The sequence below is a fragment of the Methylotuvimicrobium alcaliphilum 20Z genome, from assembly GCF_000968535.2.
Taxonomy (GTDB): domain Bacteria; phylum Pseudomonadota; class Gammaproteobacteria; order Methylococcales; family Methylomonadaceae; genus Methylotuvimicrobium; species Methylotuvimicrobium alcaliphilum.
The window spans coordinates 1,014,617-1,032,712 of the sequence record NC_016112.1; the positions used below are offsets into that span (position 1 = coordinate 1,014,617).

General features: G+C 47.7%; 16 protein-coding genes. 12 read left to right on the forward strand and 4 right to left on the reverse strand.

The window, feature by feature from the left end; genetic code table 11:
* Positions 1–11: 11 nt before the first annotated feature.
* From fliF to MEALZ_RS04425, 8 genes are all read left to right on the forward strand, one after another.
* Positions 12–1,760, forward strand: coding sequence for a flagellar basal-body MS-ring/collar protein FliF (fliF, locus tag MEALZ_RS04390; RefSeq protein WP_014147402.1), 1,749 nt, complete (start codon positions 12–14; stop codon positions 1,758–1,760).
* Positions 1,753–2,763, forward strand: a complete 1,011-nt coding sequence (fliG, locus tag MEALZ_RS04395) for a flagellar motor switch protein FliG (protein ID WP_014147403.1) — start codon at positions 1,753–1,755, stop codon at positions 2,761–2,763. Before fliF ends, fliG begins: the two co-directional genes overlap by 8 nt.
* The gene (locus MEALZ_RS04400) at positions 2,750–3,469 is read left to right on the forward strand and encodes a flagellar assembly protein FliH (protein ID WP_014147404.1); all 720 of its coding nucleotides are present in this window, start codon (positions 2,750–2,752) and stop codon (positions 3,467–3,469) included. The genes fliG and MEALZ_RS04400 overlap by 14 nt, the downstream gene beginning before the upstream one ends.
* On the forward strand, positions 3,466–4,830 hold the full coding sequence (gene fliI, locus MEALZ_RS04405) for a flagellar protein export ATPase FliI (protein ID WP_014147405.1): 1,365 nt from the start codon (positions 3,466–3,468) through the stop codon (positions 4,828–4,830). The genes MEALZ_RS04400 and fliI overlap by 4 nt, the downstream gene beginning before the upstream one ends.
* Before the next feature lie 158 nt (positions 4,831–4,988).
* Positions 4,989–5,207: a hypothetical protein gene (locus tag MEALZ_RS04410; RefSeq protein ID WP_162472918.1), complete on the forward strand. Its 219-nt coding sequence runs from the start codon at positions 4,989–4,991 to the stop codon at positions 5,205–5,207.
* A 1-nt stretch (position 5,208) separates the two neighbouring features.
* Positions 5,209–5,661: a flagellar export protein FliJ gene (gene fliJ, locus MEALZ_RS04415; protein ID WP_014147406.1), complete on the forward strand. Its 453-nt coding sequence runs from the start codon at positions 5,209–5,211 to the stop codon at positions 5,659–5,661.
* 27 nt (positions 5,662–5,688) lie between these two features.
* Complete coding sequence (locus MEALZ_RS20610) at positions 5,689–7,287, forward strand: flagellar hook-length control protein FliK (RefSeq protein WP_014147407.1); 1,599 nt, start codon at positions 5,689–5,691, stop codon at positions 7,285–7,287.
* Positions 7,288–7,563: 276 nt separating this feature from the next.
* Entirely contained in the window at positions 7,564–7,764 is a 201-nt protein-coding gene (locus MEALZ_RS04425) for a hypothetical protein (RefSeq protein ID WP_014147408.1), read from the forward strand.
* Positions 7,765–7,856: 92 nt separating this feature from the next.
* On the opposite strand, the gene MEALZ_RS04430 is transcribed toward MEALZ_RS04425, so the two are convergent.
* Together MEALZ_RS04430 and MEALZ_RS04435 are read right to left on the reverse strand one after the other, a co-directional pair.
* Entirely contained in the window at positions 7,857–9,518 is a 1,662-nt protein-coding gene (locus MEALZ_RS04430) for an ABC1 kinase family protein (RefSeq protein ID WP_014147409.1), read from the reverse strand.
* A 263-nt stretch (positions 9,519–9,781) separates the two neighbouring features.
* Positions 9,782–10,135, reverse strand: coding sequence for a cupin domain-containing protein (locus tag MEALZ_RS04435; RefSeq protein ID WP_014147410.1), 354 nt, complete (start codon positions 10,133–10,135; stop codon positions 9,782–9,784).
* A gap of 413 nt (positions 10,136–10,548) precedes the next feature.
* Here MEALZ_RS04435 and MEALZ_RS04440 point away from each other — a divergent pair, with 413 nt between their 5' ends.
* Complete coding sequence (locus MEALZ_RS04440) at positions 10,549–11,187, forward strand: HvfX family Cu-binding RiPP maturation protein (protein WP_014147411.1); 639 nt, start codon at positions 10,549–10,551, stop codon at positions 11,185–11,187.
* Positions 11,188–11,191: 4 nt separating this feature from the next.
* Positions 11,192–12,136 (forward strand): protein-methionine-sulfoxide reductase catalytic subunit MsrP, encoded by a 945-nt coding sequence (gene msrP / locus MEALZ_RS04445; RefSeq protein WP_014147412.1) that lies wholly within the window; start codon positions 11,192–11,194, stop codon positions 12,134–12,136.
* Between the two features lie 636 nt (positions 12,137–12,772).
* Here the strand turns inward: msrP and MEALZ_RS04450 are convergent.
* Positions 12,773–13,291: a cytochrome P460 family protein gene (locus tag MEALZ_RS04450; RefSeq protein ID WP_014147413.1), complete on the reverse strand. Its 519-nt coding sequence runs from the start codon at positions 13,289–13,291 to the stop codon at positions 12,773–12,775.
* An 813-nt stretch (positions 13,292–14,104) separates the two neighbouring features.
* Positions 14,105–15,883, reverse strand: coding sequence for a bacteriohemerythrin (locus MEALZ_RS04455; RefSeq protein ID WP_014147415.1), 1,779 nt, complete (start codon positions 15,881–15,883; stop codon positions 14,105–14,107).
* 232 nt (positions 15,884–16,115) lie between these two features.
* On the opposite strand from MEALZ_RS04455, the gene MEALZ_RS04460 reads away from it, so the two are divergent.
* On the forward strand, positions 16,116–16,835 hold the full coding sequence (locus MEALZ_RS04460) for a GTP-binding protein (protein ID WP_014147416.1): 720 nt from the start codon (positions 16,116–16,118) through the stop codon (positions 16,833–16,835).
* A gap of 4 nt (positions 16,836–16,839) precedes the next feature.
* Positions 16,840–18,096 carry a sensor histidine kinase gene (locus MEALZ_RS04465; RefSeq protein WP_014147417.1) on the forward strand — a complete coding sequence of 419 codons (1,257 nt, stop codon included), beginning with the start codon at positions 16,840–16,842 and terminating at the stop codon, positions 18,094–18,096.

Sequence of the window (18,096 nt, forward strand, 5' to 3'; positions counted from 1 at the left end):
AGTGAATTAAGATGAGCGAGCAAGGTGCAAATGAATTAGTCGGAACGTCCACCCCCCAGGCAAAGGACGTTGACATCACTAATCCATTGTTGAAAGGTTTGGCTGGGCTGACAATGGCGCGTCAGATAGGGTTGATGCTCGGATTTGCTTTCAGCGTCGCGGTGGCAGTGGCGGTTGTGCTGTGGTCGCAAGAACCCTCCTACAATTTATTGTTTGCCGGCATTGCCGAAAAAGATGCGGCGGAAATTATCGAGGCATTGGATAAAGAAGGCATTAAGTACAAAGTCGAGTCCGGTTCGGGAGCAATCATGGTCCCGGGGTCCGATGTTCGCGAATTAAAACTGAAACTGGCTGCTCAAGGCTTACCGCGCAGTACCAGCTTAGGTTACGAACTACTCGATCAAGAGCAAGGCTTCGGAACCAGCAAAAATATTGAACAAATGCGTTTTCAGCGGGCATTGGAAGGCGAAATTGCGCGAACGATAATGACTATTCAAAGCGTCAAGGCGGCAAGGGTGATATTGGCGATGCCTAAGCAGTCGGTATTCGTTAGGCAGCAGAAAAAACCCAGCGCCTCGGTCATGGTCAATCTATATCCGGGCAGAACCTTGGATAAAGGGCAAATTGAATCGATAATTCATCTAGTCGCTTCTAGCGTTCCCTTAATGGAAGCAGGGCAAGTGACGGTCGTCGATCAAACCGGGCGTTTACTCAATGCTAAAGGAACCGATTCCGATATCTCACTGACTTCGAAGCAGTTTGAATACAAGAAAAATATCGAAGAACATTTAATGGCGCGCATCGAAAATATTTTGACGCCATTGGTCGGCGCCAACGGTTTACGCACGCAAATATCGGCCGATGTCGATTTTTCCGTGACCGAAAGAACCCAAGAAATGTTTAACCCTGACCTGCCGGCGCTACGTAGTGAGCAAACTCAAGAGGATCTCAGTTCCATGGGAGCCATTCAGGGTGTGCCGGGGGCGTTGACTAACCAGCCGCCACCCGCCGGCATAGCGCCTGAAGTGGCTGTCGGTGAAGGTGCCGAAACGCCGGCAGAATCGTCAGGATCTTCCAGCAAGAGTGCCACGCGGAATTACGAGCTCGATAAAACTATTACGCACACCCGTCTTGCTAGCGGTGTACTTAAGCGGTTGTCCGTGGCCGTGGTTGTCGATAACCGCTCTGTCGTTCGCGAAGATGGGAGTATCGCTAGCGAACCTTATCCGCAAGAGGACATCGTTCGCTTAAGTGATTTGGTCAGGCAAGCGGTCGGTTTCGATAGTAGTCGCGGCGATCAAGTGACCGTATCCAATGTTGCGTTCAGAGTGGTGGATGAACTTGAAGCATTGCCCGATGCGCCGCTTTGGGAACAGGCTTGGTTTATTGACGCCTTGAAACAGTTGGCGGCTGCGGCGGTTATTTTATTTTTGATTTTCGGCGTTCTCAAGCCAACCATGCAAGGTTTGATAGGCCGTACTGAAGAAGAACGCAAAGCCGCGGCATTGGCGTTGGCAAAAGCGGAAGCCGAAGCCATGGGCGGTGCGGTTGCATTCGACGAAAAAGGGGTGCCTTACGCGGTGCCTGCCGATGAGGCAGCGAAGCAACAGCTTGGGCTGTCTTCCGAGACCGAAGATCTGTTGCTGCTGGAAGCGCCGCAGAGTTACGAGAAACGGTTGGAGTATGTACAAAAATTAGTTGACGAAGATCCTCAATTAGTCGCACAGATCGTTAAGAATTGGGCCAAGCAAGATGTCTGAGAAAGAAATCGATTTGACTTATCCTCAGCGTGCAGCGCTGCTGCTTTTAGCGGTTGGGCAGGATCGTGCATCGGCGGTGCTCAAGCACATGGGACCTAAAGAAGTGCAGCTGATCGGGTCTACGATGGCAGGGCTTGGTGCTATTTCACCGGAAATGGTGGATGCCGTGCTTGAAGAATTCATTACTCGAATCAAGGATGAAACCGGCTTGGGTATTAATTCGGATGAGTTTATTCGCAACATGCTGACGGGAGCTTTAGGCGCAGATAAGGCGGGAAGCATCATCGATAGGATTCTACTCGGTGCCAACAGCAAAGGGATTGAGCAATTGAAATGGTTGGATACACGGTCGATTGCCGATCTAATACGTTTGGAGCATCCTCAGATTGTCGCGATCATTTTATCGCTATTGGATAGTGACCAAGCTGCCGATGTTTTAGCCTTATTACCGGAAAACATGCGTTCGGATATTCTGATGCGCATAGCGACGATGGAAGGTATTCAGCCGGCGGCATTAAAGGAATTGGACGAAATTATGGAAAAACAATTGACGGGCAGCGATGGCATGAAATCGTCATCGGTCGGCGGCGTCGATACCGTGGCAAATATTTTAAACTTCATGGAAGGCTCGGTCAGCGAGCATATCATGGAAGATATCAATGATAATAACGCCGTGTTGGGGCAAGAAATCATGGATAAAATGTTTGTCTTCGAGGATCTATCGACTGTTGACGACAGAGGTATTCAAACGCTATTGCGAGAAATATCGACCGATCGTTTGCTGCTGGCATTACGCGGTGTCGATGACAGCTTGAAAGACAAAATATTCGGCAATATGTCGCGTCGAGCCGCCGAAATGCTGAAAGACGATCTAGAGGCAGCGCCGCCGGCGAGACTCAGCGAGGTTGAATCGGCACAGAAAGAAATACTCGGAATCGCGAAGAAGTTGGCCGATGCCGGAGAAATCATGTTAGGTAGCGGCAGTGGCGATGAGCTCGTCTAAACAGCCGGGTTTCACCGATGACGAACTGGATGCATTGCGCCTTTGGGATATGCCTGATGTGTCGGGACGCGAACCCGCGAAATCAAGCGAAGAGGATAAAGCGCGCAGTCCGCTGTTGACCGTTCAAGATATTGAAGCGATGCAACAGCAAGCCTATGAGGAAGCCTTCGCCAAAGGCAAAGAAGAGGGTTTTACGCAAGGTTACGAAGAAGGGCGGTCGCAAGGTTACGAGGAAGGTTTGGAAAAGGGGTATGACGAAAACGTGGATCGATTGCGCGAACAAGGTTTGCAATTAGCCGAAATATTGGAGACGCTCAGCGAGCCTTTGAATGCATTGGATGAAGAAGTCGAAAAAGAGTTGGTGGATTTATCGATAGCGATAGCTAAACAGCTGGTTCGCCGAGAAATTAAATCGGATCCGGGGCAAATTGTGGCCACGGTTAGAGAAGCCGTCAATGTATTACCTATCGCAACGCGGGAAATAACGCTAACTTTACATCCTGAAGATGCGGAATTGGTGCGCTCGGTGTTGCAGCTAGACGAGCACCCCATCCCTTGGAAAATCAAGGAAGACCCCTTGCTCAGTAGGGGCGGTTGTTTAGTGGATGCCGAACAATCGCATGTCGATGCTTCGGTCGAAAGGCGTCTAGAGGCTGTTATCGCTCAAGTGCTTGGCGATGAACGGATTAGGGACGAAACCTCATGAAGTCTTCGCTAGATCGAAACGAGATTTGGCTCGGTAAGTTAAAACCTTACGCCAAACGGTTGGTTCAGCCCCCGGAACTGATCGTGGAAGGCAAGTTATCCAGAATGGTCGGATTGACACTCGAGGCTGTCGGTTGTAGAGCGCCTATCGGTTCTCGTTGTCAAGTACAAACTAAAGCGGGCAGGGTTATCGAAGCCGAAGTCGTCGGTTTTTCCGGCGATCGCTTATTTCTAATGCCCACCGGTGATCCTTATGGCTTGGAGCCGGACTGTCGCGTCATTCCGATGAGTAAGGAGTATTTAGCTAGAGTCGGTTTTAGCTTGCTGGGTCGAGTATTGGACGGGGCGGGTAATGCTTTGGACGGCAAGGGACCTTTGAAGACCGATGCGCAAGTGTCGTTAACCGGTGTTCCTGTCAATCCGCTTAGCCGAAAGCCGATTCGCGAAGTGCTCGATGTCGGTGTCAGAGCGATCAATGCCTTGTTGTGTGTAGGGCGAGGGCAAAGGATGGGCTTATTTGCCGGAACCGGCGTCGGCAAGAGCGTTTTGCTGGGGATGATGACTAAGTTTACCAATGCCGACGTCGTCGTGGTGGGGCTTATCGGTGAACGGGGGCGTGAGGTTAACGAATTCGTACAAAAAATTCTGGGTACCGAAGGGCTTAGTCGCTCTGTCGTTGTTGCGACGCCGGCCGACTACCCGCCATTGATGCGGGCGAATGGAGCATTGCTTGCGACCAGTATTGCTGAGTATTTCCGCGATCAGGGCTTGGATGTTTTACTGCTGATGGACTCGCTGACTCGTTATGCTCAAGCCCATCGAGAAATCGCGCTCGCAATCGATGAACCGCCTGCCACTAAAGGTTACCCGCCTTCGGTATTTGCTAAGTTGCCTCGGTTAGTTGAGCGTGCCGGGAACGGCGACGAAGGCGGCGGCTCGATTACGGCTTTTTATACCGTACTGACCGAAGGCGACGATCCCAACGATCCTGTAGCCGACTCGGCTCGCGGCGTATTGGATGGGCATATCGTGCTAACTCGAGAGCTTGCGGAGTCCGGACATTTTCCCGCGATCGATATCGAGGCGTCGGTCAGTAGGGTTTTGCCGGATATTGTCGATGACGATCATTTACGAATGGTGCGCAAATTGAGAGGCCTGTATTCTCTGTATCAGCAAAATAGAGACCTCATCAGCGTCGGCGCCTACAAACCGGGTTCGAATCCGAATATCGATTTGGCGATTGAGAAAATAGCAGCGATTAGGAATTTTTTGCAACAAGATATGAATGAGCCTGTGGATTTGAGTCGAAGTATCTTGGAATTGTCCGACTTGCTTGGGAATGAGGTGAAAGGTGAAAGGTGAAAGGTGAAAGGTGAAAGGTGAAAGGTGAAAGGTGAAAGGTGAAAGGTGAAAGGTGAAAGGTGAAAGGTGAAAGGTGAAAGGTGAAAGGTGAAAGGTGAAAGGTGAAAGGTGAAAGGTGAAAGGTGAAAGGTGAAATCGGCGCTTGACAAGCGAATTAAATGCTGCATCATTTTACCGCTTACCGCTTACCGCTTACCGCTTACCGCTTACCGCTTACCGCTTACCGCTTACCGCTTACCGCTTACCGCTTACCGCTTACCGCTTACCGCTTACCGCTTACCGCTTACCGCTTACCGCTTACCGCTTACCGCCCCTGCGTCAGGATAGTTATTCAAGTTATTTCATGCGCGATTCTTCTCTACGGTAGTTATCAATAAAATGAAAAAATCCGAACGCCTGAAAACGATTGTCGAGTTGAATGTTGCCCAGGAAAAAAAAGCCTTGGAAACATTCGGGCAAGTGCAAAAAAAACAAGTGCAATTGCAAATGCAGCTCGACCATTTGATTAATTATCGTCAGGAATATCAGGAAAAATTCGACGCTTTCTGTAAAACCGGGGCTAGGGTCGGACAACTGCTGGAGTTTAAGTCTTTTTTAGATAAACTCGATCTAGCGATTAATGGACAGGAGCAAGCGCTGCAGTCACTGGAAACGGAACTAAGTCGGGTGCGAGGAAATTGGATAGGACTTCATAATCGAACGAAGAGCTTGTCGAAATTATTTGACGCGGCGCAAGCCGATGAAGTTAAACAACTAGATAGGCGAGAACAAATCGAACAGGATGATAGAGTTGCTTCAGGGCGGCGCGGCGGCACGAAAAATGCTGGATAAATCCGTAATAGTTAAGAGGAAAAGTATATGAACGCTTTAAATTTATTGACGATGTTATCCGGTTCGATCGGCAAAGAAAATTTAAGCCCGCTTTTTCAGGGAGAAAATAAGGCATCCGGTGACTTTGCCGAAACCTTGATGGCTCAGATCGGTTTACTTTCGCAACCCCAAGCGCAGGAAAATTTAACATTGCCAATGGCTGATTTAGCGGAATTAACCGAACAATTAACGCAGTTGACAAGTTTTGATTCCGAACGAATGAGTTCGGCCATGCAAGAAATTGCCGGTTTGTTGGGCAATAAATTGCCGTCCTCGGAGCATTTCGATCAAGAAATCGATCTTGAGAAAACCATGCGGAAGTTAAGCGAAGTACTCGCTCATATTGAGGCCGCGACCGAGTCGTTGACTCATTCGACTGGGATGTCCGGCAATGTTGAGCGCGCCGAAACGGATGAAGCGAGGTTGCTCGATCATTCTGCTGAGGAAACCCCGGCTGCCATTCCGGTAACGACGATGCCTTTGAACATTATTAAAAGTCCGGATGAGACGATACTGGCGGTCGATGCAAATACTAAGTTGCCGCTTGAGAACCAGAGCGACGACACCGGAATTACCGATGGTGAAGGAAATATTCCTAAATTAATCAAAAATATATTGCAGACAACGAAGAGGCTTGAGCGCACCGTTCTGAAAGATGCGCAAGCCATGCCGGCGACGATGAGGTCCGATCACAACGTCTTAGACAATACGCAGGCCATTCCGGTATCGACGATGCCTTTGAATATTATTAAAAGTCCGGATGAGACGATACTGGCGGTCGATGCAAATACTAAATTGCCGCTTGAGAACCAGAGCGACGATACCGGGATTACCGATAGTGATGGAAATATTCCTAAATTAATCAAAAATATATTACAAAACGGAGAGGAGCTGAGCAATGGCAAGTCGCTGATCGAAGAGCAGCGTCTTGCTGGGGAAAGCAAAGTATCGACTGACGGAAAGGCTGTTGACCTGCATGCCAAGACCGATTCCGAAACCGCAAGTATTGAAAAAAAATTAGCGCCTTCTACGGCTGTTGAGAAACCGGTTTCGAAAATGGCGTTGGATATGGCTCAATTACACCGACAAATTGCCGGTCAAACAAAAATCGAGGCACCGGCAATGAGCAAGCCGATGGCGCATCCCGAATGGGACCAGGAGCTAGGCGAACGGATTGTTTGGATGAATAATCGGGCCATGCCGTTTGCCGAACTTAAGCTAAATCCTCAGCATCTCGGGCCTATTTCAATTCGTATCGATATGAATCAGGATCAAACTACAATCGCATTTTCCGCTCAACAAGCTGCGGTCAAAGAAGCCATAGAAGCCGCGATCCCGAAGTTACGTGAAATGATGGGAGCTCAACAGTTGAATGTAGCTGAGATTAGCGTGACTCAAGCTTCGCTTGGCGAACAAGCTAAGTTACCCGGATTTGGTCAAGCCGCTCAACAGCAAAACGAAGGCGGACAGAAAAATAGCCGTGGAACCAGGCCTTTTGAAAACTCGGATAGTGCGGCTAATGCTAGCGAAGATGCCGATAACGCAAATGCGATAGTTAGTTCAGGAATTTTGAATATTTTTGCATGATCCTAAATTCGGTAGTCAGTCCACGAAAATTACGAAATACACAAAAGTAAACATACGGTTACATAAACCTCTAGAGTCACCCATTCGGTAAGTCGCTTGAAAAGCGTAGCTAATTGAATATTTTCGTGTGCTTTCATAAGGATGATTTATCAGCCGTGTTAAGGAATGAATAAATTTTCAATTTTTGCAGTCGATTGCTCGGAAATTATTCAAGAAATCGGGTAATGTCGTTCTCGGAGATAAAAAATATTTATTCAATTTCAAGGGGGTATTAATATGGATTCTCAACTTCTAACACAACAGCGCGCACAATTTATTGACCGAGTGCATCAGGAATTTTTAGTCATGACGGGCTACGGTGCGCATGTTCATATCAATACACACGGTATTTTGATGTTATTCAATCAATTTTTAAACCAACAAAGACCGGAGAGAGAATTTATTAGAGCAGCGATTAGTTCTCTTAAGCGGACATAACTTTTCCGGTCTTTAACTCCGCGCGGTCAGGGCTACTATTCGACGTTTACAGCGTAACCGGAGGGAGGGGTATGATTAAGCGAACTCACGTTTTATCCGCTACGCCAAATAGAAAAGAGTAGCCAAATCCCGCCGAATAGTGCGCCGACGAAAGCGGTCAAGCCGATCAATGATGATGCGCCGCCTTCAACGGTCGAGACAATCGAGCTGCCAATAATCATTGCCGCAGTAACTAAGCTGACGGAAATTCGATTGACCACACGGTCGAGTTCTTTGCCTAGCCATTCCGGTCGCGTGATGTCCAATCGAACGCTCAACGCACCTCGTCGCAAATCCTCCATAATTCGGTGCATATCTTCCGGTAACTCGCTTAGCATTTCAACGAGTCCTGCTGCCGATTTAAAACTGCGTCGCGCCATGGCTTCCGGGTTGTACCGGAGTAGAAACGCCCTTTTGAGTAGCGGTGTTGCCGTCACGACCAAATTAAATGATGGATCGAGTTGTCGCCCCAATCCTTCCAGTGTAATGAATGTTTTAATTAATAATGTCAGATCGGCCGGCAAATTGAGCTGATGGTCGCGTAGTAAATTCGTTAAATTAAATAGCAACTCTCCTATGTGCAGGTCTTTCAACGGGATATCGTGGTATTGGTCGATAAAATTGTCGATTTCCAGCGTTAATGCGTCTTTATTCGCCATCGACTTGTCGGCCCATTTTAAAAGAATCTTGACGACGATATCCGGATCGCGCTCCACTAAGCCGTGCAAGAGATTGACGACTTGATTCCTCCGCTCGTCGGTGAGTCTGCCGACCATGCCAAAATCGATAAACGCGATGCGATTGCCGGAAAGAAAGAAACAATTGCCGGGGTGAGGATCGGCATGAAAAAAACCGTCTTCTAGAATCATTTTAAGCACCGCATCGGCACCGGTTTTAGCCAATTTTTTCCGGTCTAAATTCGAGTAATCGATGCGATCGATATCATGACCCGAAATGCCGTCGATGTATTCCTGAACATTCACGCGCTCACAAGTCCATTGCCAATATACTTTGGGAATGATGATAGAGCGGCTTTTTTTAAAGTTGACGCGCATGCGTTCGCTATTGCGCCCTTCGATGGCCAAGTCCAATTCTCGACGCATCGATAATGTGAATTGGCGTACGATTTCCTGTGGATTATAACGACGTAGATCTTTGATTTCCCGGGCTGCAACCTCGGTCATCTGGTTGAGTAGGCGCAAATCTGCTTCGACGGTAGGTCGTATGCCGGGACGGCGAATTTTTACAATAACCTGAGTGCCATCCTCCAGCGAAGCTTTATGTACTTGGCCAATCGAAGCTGCTGCTATCGGCGTTTTGTCGAAAGTTGCGAAGACTTCGTGCGGCGGGGCGCCCAGATCTTCCTCTAGCTGTGCCAAGATTTTATCGATCGGCGCCGGACGGGCTTGATCCTGCAGTTTTTCGAACTCAGCAATCCAGGCAGGGCTGAATAAGTCGGGGCGAGTAGCGAAAATCTGGCCCAGTTTCACGAAAGTAGGCCCCATTTCTTCCAGAACTCGACGAATGCGTTCCGGTGGTTCCATGCTGGTCAATTCGTCAATTTCATGCCAGTGCAAAACATGCCCGGCGCGCTCAACAAGACCAACAATGCCGAGTCGGCGGACAATATCGCCGAAACCATAGCGGATCAAAATCGAAGTGATTTCATGAACGCGTCCGAAATCTCTAGCGACGGAAAAGGTTTCCAATATCATTATGTTGGTATGTTGACGGTTAGGTGGCGGAAGTGAATGTCAATATGGGAGAGGAATATCTCTGTAAGTTTAAGTTAATGGTTCATAATTTATAGTTAGCAGTTAGCAGTTAGCAGTTAGCAGTTAGCAGTTAGCAGTTAGCAGTTAGCAGTTAGCAGTTAGCAGTTAGCAGATCGTTAACTTTGGCTTGATCTTCATGACTGAGCTAAGTTCATTAACAAAGAAAATGAATAACCGGGAGATTCATAATTTTTGCAAAAGTTTCATAAGTCACCGGACGTTACTTTATCGGTCATATGAATAGCAAGCCAAATCGTATCGCTATTTCGATCGGTCCATTCTACCCGATGTAAAGCATGTGCCGGGATTAATAAATAATCTCCGGGATTTAAAACAATATCTTCGAGACGGTTTTTATAACGTAGTTTCGCTTGCCCTTGAAGCAGCAATACCCATTCGTCCCAGTCTTGGTCGTACCAATGCCCGGCTTTTGTCGAGTGATTCCTAGAGACGATCCGCTCGATGTGGACATGATCGGTTTTTAACACGGTTTCGAAGAGTTCTTCGGGTAATCGACTTGGAATGTTTGCGAAAATATTGGAATAGCTTATGGACATCGTTAATATGACTCGAGTCAAAAAGCGATAAATATAGCAAAGATGAAAGGTGAAAGGTGAAAGGTGAAAGGTGAAAGGTGAAAGATGAAAGATGAAAGGTGAAAGATGAAAGATGAAAGATGAAAGATGAAAGATGAAAGATGAAAGATGAAAGATGAAAGATTCGCTGTTTCCCAAGCTCCAGCTTGGGATATGCTTGCGTGAAGCTCTAGCTTCGCGGTGCAAACGTTATTGCGGGTCGGGTAAGCAACTCCGGTTTAAACTATCAAGTTTATGCCTTTTGCCGAACACCTCGACGCCGAATTTTGGATTACGACTACCAGTCGATACATTTTAGGTGGAAGACTGAGCGCTAATTATTGTCGCTGATTTGAAGTTACGAGGATCGTCAACCAACACAGAGAGGTAGTATCATGAATTTAAAAGATATTGATTGGCAAGCGGGATTTGATAAGAGTGTTGTCGGAATGCGATGGGCTTTAAGGGGCCTGGATAAGCTTAAGTGTATCGACTTTATCGCGCCTTTGTTGTTACGGCTTTATCTCGTTCCGGTACTGTGGATGGCCGGGTCGAAAAAATTCGCCAATTTTTCCGATACGGCGGCGTGGTTTGGTGACGAACAGTGGGGATTGGGCTTGCCATTACCTTATTTGCTGGTATTCCTAGTAGCATTGATCGAAGTATTGGGAGCGGTTTTTTTGTTGATCGGGTTCGGAGTCAGGCTGATTTCATTACCGTTGATGATCGTAATGGCGGTGGCGGGAGTTTTAGTGCATCTCAAGAACGGCTGGCTCGCGATTGCGACCGGTTCCGGATTATTGGCAACCGACCGTACGATCGGTGCGGTAGAGCGACTGGAACAGGCCAAATCGATCTTGCAGCAATACGGCAATTACGACTGGCTGACTGAAAACGGGGCCTTCGTCGTATTGAATAACGGAGTCGAATTTGCCGCAACTTACTTTATTATGTTGTTGGTATTGTTTTTTATCGGTGCCGGACGTTATGTCAGCATCGATTATTGGCTGGCGGCAAAATACTCAGAGGAATAGCTATATGTTGATTAAATCCAAAGCGGTCGTTTCGGAAAACGACGTGACCGACCGGACGGTTTTCGAAGCCCGCAGAAGCATTATTAAAGCCGCGCTGACGTTACCTTTGGCGGGAGCATTACCAGGTGTTTCGGAGGCTAAAAACAAAATATACACCGAGGTTCCGGTCGGCCCCTATTCGGCGGATCTTGAGCCGAACAAATTTGAAGATGTCGCTAACTACACTAATTATTATGAATTCTCGACCAATAAGACAGACTCGACAGTCTTGGCGCGGCGCTTGGTAACAAGGCCTTGGTCGGTCGCTGTCGAAGGCGAAGTCGAAGCGCCCGGCGTCTACGATTTGGAGGATATTCTCAAAACCAATCCTTTGGAGCAGCGTATTTACCGATTTAGATGTGTCGAGGCTTGGTCCATGGTTGTGCCGTGGATCGGCTTTCCTTTGGGGGAAATGCTGAAGCAGTTTAAGCCGACTTCGAAAGCTAAATATGTAGAATTTACGACATTATATAAACCGTCGATCATGGTCGGTCAGAAAAGTAATGTATTGGAATGGCCTTATGTCGAAGGTTTGCGTATCGATGAAGCAATGCACCCCCTAGCCTTCATTGCAACCGGAATGTACGACGATGTTTTGCCTAATCAAAACGGCGCCCCGTTACGTCTGGTCGTTCCTTGGAAATACGGATTTAAGAGCATCAAGGCGATCGTCAAGATTCGCTTTCAAGAGGACATGCCACAAACGGCCTGGAATAAAAGCGCACCGCATGAATACGGTTTTTTTGCCAACGTTAATCCGGACGTGTCGCACCCGCGCTGGAGCCAAAGCCGCGAACGCATACTTGGCGCAAGTATTTTCACACCTAAACGCAAAACCGAGTTATTCAACGGGTATGGCGAAGCTGTCGCGTCTTTATATGCGGGTATGGATTTGACGAAGAATTTTTAATCGAGTGATTCAGAACGCCGATCAAAACACGGGGCCCGATATACCTGCTCCTTTGATACAGAACAACCGTATTCTCTAGCGCGCAGTGCATTAGAAAGTAATTATTGACTTTCTTCTAAATGGTTTATTTAGGATTTCGTGATAAATAACGTCCTGGAACTATGGGCCTTGTTGAGGGTTCGGTCAGGGCAAACGCATTAAAATAATCAACATATCAATATGTTATCCTGTTGCTTAGAACGCTTGGTCAATTCAGTTTAACTTATGGTACCCCTCCCTGGGCCCCGTTAGGCCGCGCCGAGCACTGGCGATTTTGCCGAGAATAGCCCGTTAGGGGAGCGGCAGGGATGCCGCTCGTTTTCGGAGGGCTAAGGATCACTGCCATTAAGTTAAGGATTTTTCCGTTCGCCCTGAGCCTGTCGAAGGGTGAATGGAAAAATCCTGGGTCGATAAGTTAAGCCGTCCATGGTTCGACAGGCTCACCACGAACGGCTTAACTTAATGGCAGTGAGCGTTAGGTGAGGGATCGAGCATCCTTAGTCACCTGCCGAATTTTGAAGTACGAAGGTATATTTACGGCCAAATCCTTAGTAGGAAAGAGAACCGTTTCAACTGCAAACGCGAACATAGTCTTATTTAAGGCATCTCGGCCGGGCGGGTAAACACATAATCGGTTTTTTCGGCCTTGGCGTGGCATCCGGCGCATTCCTGCGCGAAATCGGCGTTATCACCGTAAGGTTTCAGTTCCTTGCCGACCCAGCGGGCGTAGCCCCAGCCTTGGGTCGCTTGGAATTTTTTGGCGTCCTTGATCATGAATTCGAAATGTTGCACATCGCCTGGAACCGTCGCGGCTTCCCACAAAGGGTGCTGTCTGTCTTTCCAGACCAGTTTGGCCAGAATCGTGCCGTCCGGCCAAGGGTTGGTATTGCCGCTGCGAGCGGCCTTGACTGCGATGCTGTTACCGAGGATTCCGCGTAGCGAATTGTTGTCGGTTCGGTGCGCGACGCCGATGAATTGCCAGTTTTGATAATTTTTCGGTATTTCGATGCCGTTCGGTGCGGGCGCCGGTTGTTTGGTTTCGGCATAAACGCCGAAAGATATCGACAGGCTGATGGCGATCGTTGAACACAGTCGTAATGGTAATGTGTATTTCATGGATTATTTCCTCTTCACGTTAACTTAAGCGTAACTATTCAGTCCCCCGTCAATTACCCTAGCAGGACGGGGTTTGCAACCCCGTCCTAAACGTTTTGACTTTGGCCGAAGTTAGCCGAAATGTTTAGGGCAAACCGAAACGTTGGGGACGGGTTAAATAACCCGTCCCGCAGAAGTGGCTACGACTGGCCACTGCTCGGACAATTGGCTTCAGCAAGCTGAAGCATCTTGCTAATCAGGTAACTTAATGGCAGTGACGCTCTGCGTGGGAACGCCTGAGTACCGCTCCAGCGGTACGAGACGCTAGAGCGTCTCGGTCTTCATTCACACGCCGGAGCGTGGGAACGATAGGGGTGTGAATAATTACACTTAAACTGATGGCTTCCTGTCGGTTGATATTTGATGATCCTAAAATGTATTTCACCATGAAGATCATAATTAATAATAAGTTAATTCGATAGCTTGCTATTCATTGGTAGGGGCTGATTCCAAAAAATGCCATTTATTATTTACCATGAAGAGCATGAAGGACTTGAAGACGCAGTGTTTTCAATTTAAATGCGTTACTAATCATTAACAGCCTATGTCATCATTATTGCCGCTGGAGTACTGGCTTTGCCTGCACTCAGTCCCGCCATTGTTTTGATGTTTTTTAGTCATTAACTGGATCTGAAAACTCAGTATTTTTGCATTGAGTTTATCCATGTAAGTGCATCTGTGCCATTGGGACAGTTCATAAAGCACTCAATTCTCTTCCCTTCATTATCTTCATGCTCTTCATGGTAATAAACAAGTTATAAACATTGTACTGCATTAGCACCCATTGGTGGTAAGCGGTAAGCTTATTCTGAATGTGCTGCCTTTGCCGATATTGGATTCTACCTCAATCTTACCGTTGTGGTTTTGGATGATTTTATAGGATAGCGATAAACCCAATCCGGTTCCTTGGCCAACCGGTTTCGTCGTGAAAAACGGGTCGAAAAGTTTAGAGCGGATTTCTTCAGGAATACCTTTTCCGGTGTCTTCGATTTCAATCCAAATATGGTCTTTTTCGGTTCCGGTTCTGATATAAATAGTACCGAACGTTTCGATGGCGTGAGCGGCGTTGACCAATAAGTTCATGAATATCTGATTCATCTGTGCGCCGATGCATCGATATGGTTTTAATCCGCTATATTCCTTGACGATTTTCGCTTTGTATTTGAGTTCGTTTTGGATGATATTCAAGGTGGCGTCGATACCGGCCTCGATGTCGAATAGTTCCATTTCCTGCTTGTCGATTCGAGAGAAATCTCTAAGATCTTGTACGATCTTACGCGCGCGCGTTGCTCCTTCGATCGATTCCTCGACCAGATCCGACAAGTCGGTTTTTAGATAATCGATATCGATGTTTTCCTTGAGCTGATGATAAGCAAGAACTTCGCGGTTATCGGCGGGCAGTTCTTGGGCAAGCTTTTCGGCGGTCTCCGAAAACAGCAGGATATCGTTCAGGTATTGTTTTAAGCTATTCAGGTTGGAAAAAACATAACCTAACGGATTGTTGATTTCATGAGCGACACCGGCTGCTAGTTGCCCGATCGATGCCATTTTTTCGGATTGAATCAAATGGGCTTGGGTTTCTTTTAGGCGTGCATTCAGTCGGACTTGTTCGTTTTTTTCCGCTTCCAAGGTTTTGTTGGCATCGAGCAACTGCTGCGTCCGTTCCTCAACTTGTTCCATCAATAACTGATTGATGCGGGCGATTGTGATTTCGGCATTCTTTTGATTGGTAATATCCATGCCGCAGCCCAGGAGTCCGGCAAAACTGCCGTTTCTTCTGATTCGCGGGACGCCGGTTTCCAGAATCCAGACAATACTTTCATCTTCTCGACGCAAGCGGTATTGGATTTTGAATTTTTTTAAGTCGGATGCGGCATGGGTATAGGTATCCGCAACTTTATCCCGATCGTCGGGATGTATCATATCCAACCATTGCGAATGATTGCCGGAGCCTAAGGGGATATTGAATTTTTTATGCCGGTAACGATTGCAGAAGACCGGAATGTTTTTGGCATTGGAAATCCATATCAATGCCGGTAAATTATCGGCCATTTCCTTGAATCGGTCTTCGCTTTCCCGTAAGGCCGAATAGAGATTGCTTTGCATGATAATGCCGGCTTGGTCGATTTTAGCCGCATCTGAAATCGGCTTGCCGAGAATGCGGTCGGCCATTTTTTTATCGGTGCCGAGTATGTGCCGGTATAGCCAGTCGAAAAGAAAATCCAGTAAGTGATGCAGTAAAAAAGATGCGTTGTCCGGTTTCTGGTTGCGCGCTTCGACGATTGTTTCGACAAATTGTCGATGTTCGTTCTTGTGCGATGTGAACAATGCTTCCTCGAAGTCCGATTGTTGCATCAATTTCTCTTCTTCGTCGAAATGATAGCGCGTGTAATCGATCAAATCGTCGAGAAGCTCGGTAATTGTATCGGGGGCATGGCCTAAGGCTACGGCTTCGTCGAGACGGTTGATCAGCTCTAAAAGTCGACGGTGCTGATCGTCGACGCTGCTTATGCCTAATTTAAGACTATCGTTCCAAGTTAAAATAGAATCCATATTATTCGAGTCGGTTAAGGATTTCGTGAAAAATAACTTCCTGGAGCTATGAGTTTTGTAGCGAGTTACCGAACCTGCTTGCCTTGCATTAAAAATAGGGGAGTTATTTATGACCAAATCCTAAGTTTAACAGCGCTAAACGTATAATTTTCGTAGTATAGCCTAAAGTTGAATTGTTTCGTTCGTTTGGCGTAGACTGGCGTAAGTGTATGGGCAGCAATTCGTTTTGCGAATGGCGGCTATACTGGATGTTTTATTCATCGGTCGATTTTTTCCTAAGGTCATGGCTCAATACGACGAAAGCAGTCAAAAACTGACGATCAAGCTGGTTTATTACGGCCCGGCGCTCAGCGGTAAGACGACTAATTTAATGCGTCTGCACGATATTTTGACGCCCGATATGAAAGGCGAGTTGATGATCATGGAAACCGCCGACGATCGGACCTTGTTTTTCGATTTATTGCCGTTGGGATTTCGCGCGCCGTCCGGTTTGCTGATCAAATTCAAGGTTTACACGGTGCCGGGACAGGTGATACACGACAGTACGCGCAAGGCCGTGTTGTCCCGGGCCGATGGTGTTGTTTTCGTTGCCGATTCGCAGCGGACGCAAAGTGTCAATAACGGCGAGTCGTTTGAAAATTTAGTCGCAAACGCCGCGCGCGTCGGGCTCGATTTTCAGCAATTGCCGTTGGTCGTGCAGTTCAACAAGCGCGATTTGCCGGCAATTCTGAGCGAACAGGAAATAATGGCGCGGTGGGAAAAGGCGCCGTGGCCGGTCTTGTTTAGTTCTGCATTGACCGGCGAGGGCATTATTGAGACCTTCAAGACTTTGTTGGCGGCTGTTTATCTAACCTGCGATCGGCTGTACCGCTTGCAATCGGATCATGGTCTCGATTGCGATAGCTTTATCGCGCAAACGTTGGGCGGTTCATTATCATCGGCAAAAGGTTGAGACGATGTACGATTTTCAATCGGGGGGCGATTTCGAACGCGATTTGAATCTTGACGAGCTCTTAAAAGGTATAGACAAGAGCCGCTTGATTTCGGCATTGAATGTCTTATTGGACACTACGGTCGGCGTCGTGGACGATTCAGGCGCAAGCGTAATCGGCGACAACAGCTCGAAGACGGTTGATCGGGTGCCGTTGCATGGCGAGCTGGAGCCTGTCGGCTTTTTGCAGACACGAACGGCCGTTCCATCCGAACGCTTGAGTGCCGCGGCCGATTTGATGCAGTTGATTTTGCGCTGCAATGCTCGCTATTTGTTGGCATCCGATATTCATCTACAAACCCAGCGCGACGATTTCGAGGAATTACAGCGCAGAAACGTGGCTTTGCAAGCGTCCGAAGCGCGCTACAAAAAACTGTCCGAAAGTTTGGAAATACGCGTCAAGGAGCAGGTTAAAACGATCGAAAAGGCGCATTTGAAGCTTTATAGAAATGAAAAGCAGGCTTCGGTAGGTCGGTTGGCGGCCGGTGTGGCGCATGAGATCAACAATCCGTTAGGCTTCATTCGCAGCAATGTCGCTACCGCCGCATCCTATCTGGAATCGTTTTACGAATTTAATGCTTTGATCGATAACGGGGCTTCATCGAAGGATTTACGCAAAGTCTGGGAAGAGCGGGAATTGTCGTTATTGCTCGACGATTTCAAGGATTTGATGAAAGAAAGCCTCGAAGGACTCGATCGTATCGCGAAGATCGTTATTGCATTGAAGGGTTTTTCGCGTATCGATCAAACCGAAACCGAACGAGCCGATATCGATACGATCGTTCGGCAAATCTGCCAGGTTGCCGAATCGCAATGGCAACAAAAAGCGAAACTCGTTTTGGAACTGTCTTCGGAAACGCCGATTCAATGTCAATCCGCGCAATTAGGCCAAGTCGTATACGGGCTGCTGGGTAATGCGGTAGATGCGATCGAAACAAACGGCATTATTCGTATCCGCACCGCTGTTCGAAACGGGGCTGTCGTGCTCGAAGTTCAAGATAACGGACGAGGCATTCCGGAGACGGTTTTACCGCATGTGTTCGAACCGTTTTTCACGACTAAAGAGGTCGGGCAGGGGACGGGGCTGGGCTTGACCGTTTGTCACGATATAGTCAAAGAGCACTGCGGCTCGATCGATATCGTGAGCCAGATAGGTAAGGGAACTCGGGTAACGGTTAATTTACCTGTGCAAAACGCTATTCAGAACCCTAAAGAGTCTTAA

What these genes read in the sequence shown, in the direction of transcription:
- fliF (WP_014147402.1), top strand. Translation starts at nt 12, where the DNA reads ATGAGCGAGCAAGGTGCAAATGAATTAGTCGGAACGTCCACCCCCCAG.
- fliG (WP_014147403.1), top strand. Translation starts at nt 1,753, where the DNA reads ATGTCTGAGAAAGAAATCGATTTGACTTATCCTCAGCGTGCAGCGCTG.
- MEALZ_RS04400 (WP_014147404.1), top strand. Translation starts at nt 2,750, where the DNA reads ATGAGCTCGTCTAAACAGCCGGGTTTCACCGATGACGAACTGGATGCA.
- fliI (WP_014147405.1), top strand. Translation starts at nt 3,466, where the DNA reads ATGAAGTCTTCGCTAGATCGAAACGAGATTTGGCTCGGTAAGTTAAAA.
- MEALZ_RS04410 (WP_162472918.1), top strand. Translation starts at nt 4,989, where the DNA reads ATGCTGCATCATTTTACCGCTTACCGCTTACCGCTTACCGCTTACCGC.
- fliJ (WP_014147406.1), top strand. Translation starts at nt 5,209, where the DNA reads ATGAAAAAATCCGAACGCCTGAAAACGATTGTCGAGTTGAATGTTGCC.
- MEALZ_RS20610 (WP_014147407.1), top strand. Translation starts at nt 5,689, where the DNA reads ATGAACGCTTTAAATTTATTGACGATGTTATCCGGTTCGATCGGCAAA.
- MEALZ_RS04425 (WP_014147408.1), top strand. Translation starts at nt 7,564, where the DNA reads ATGGATTCTCAACTTCTAACACAACAGCGCGCACAATTTATTGACCGA.
- MEALZ_RS04430 (WP_014147409.1), bottom strand. Translation starts at nt 9,518, where the DNA reads ATGATATTGGAAACCTTTTCCGTCGCTAGAGATTTCGGACGCGTTCAT.
- MEALZ_RS04435 (WP_014147410.1), bottom strand. Translation starts at nt 10,135, where the DNA reads ATGTCCATAAGCTATTCCAATATTTTCGCAAACATTCCAAGTCGATTA.
- MEALZ_RS04440 (WP_014147411.1), top strand. Translation starts at nt 10,549, where the DNA reads ATGAATTTAAAAGATATTGATTGGCAAGCGGGATTTGATAAGAGTGTT.
- msrP (WP_014147412.1), top strand. Translation starts at nt 11,192, where the DNA reads ATGTTGATTAAATCCAAAGCGGTCGTTTCGGAAAACGACGTGACCGAC.
- MEALZ_RS04450 (WP_014147413.1), bottom strand. Translation starts at nt 13,291, where the DNA reads ATGAAATACACATTACCATTACGACTGTGTTCAACGATCGCCATCAGC.
- MEALZ_RS04455 (WP_014147415.1), bottom strand. Translation starts at nt 15,883, where the DNA reads ATGGATTCTATTTTAACTTGGAACGATAGTCTTAAATTAGGCATAAGC.
- MEALZ_RS04460 (WP_014147416.1), top strand. Translation starts at nt 16,116, where the DNA reads ATGGCGGCTATACTGGATGTTTTATTCATCGGTCGATTTTTTCCTAAG.
- MEALZ_RS04465 (WP_014147417.1), top strand. Translation starts at nt 16,840, where the DNA reads ATGTACGATTTTCAATCGGGGGGCGATTTCGAACGCGATTTGAATCTT.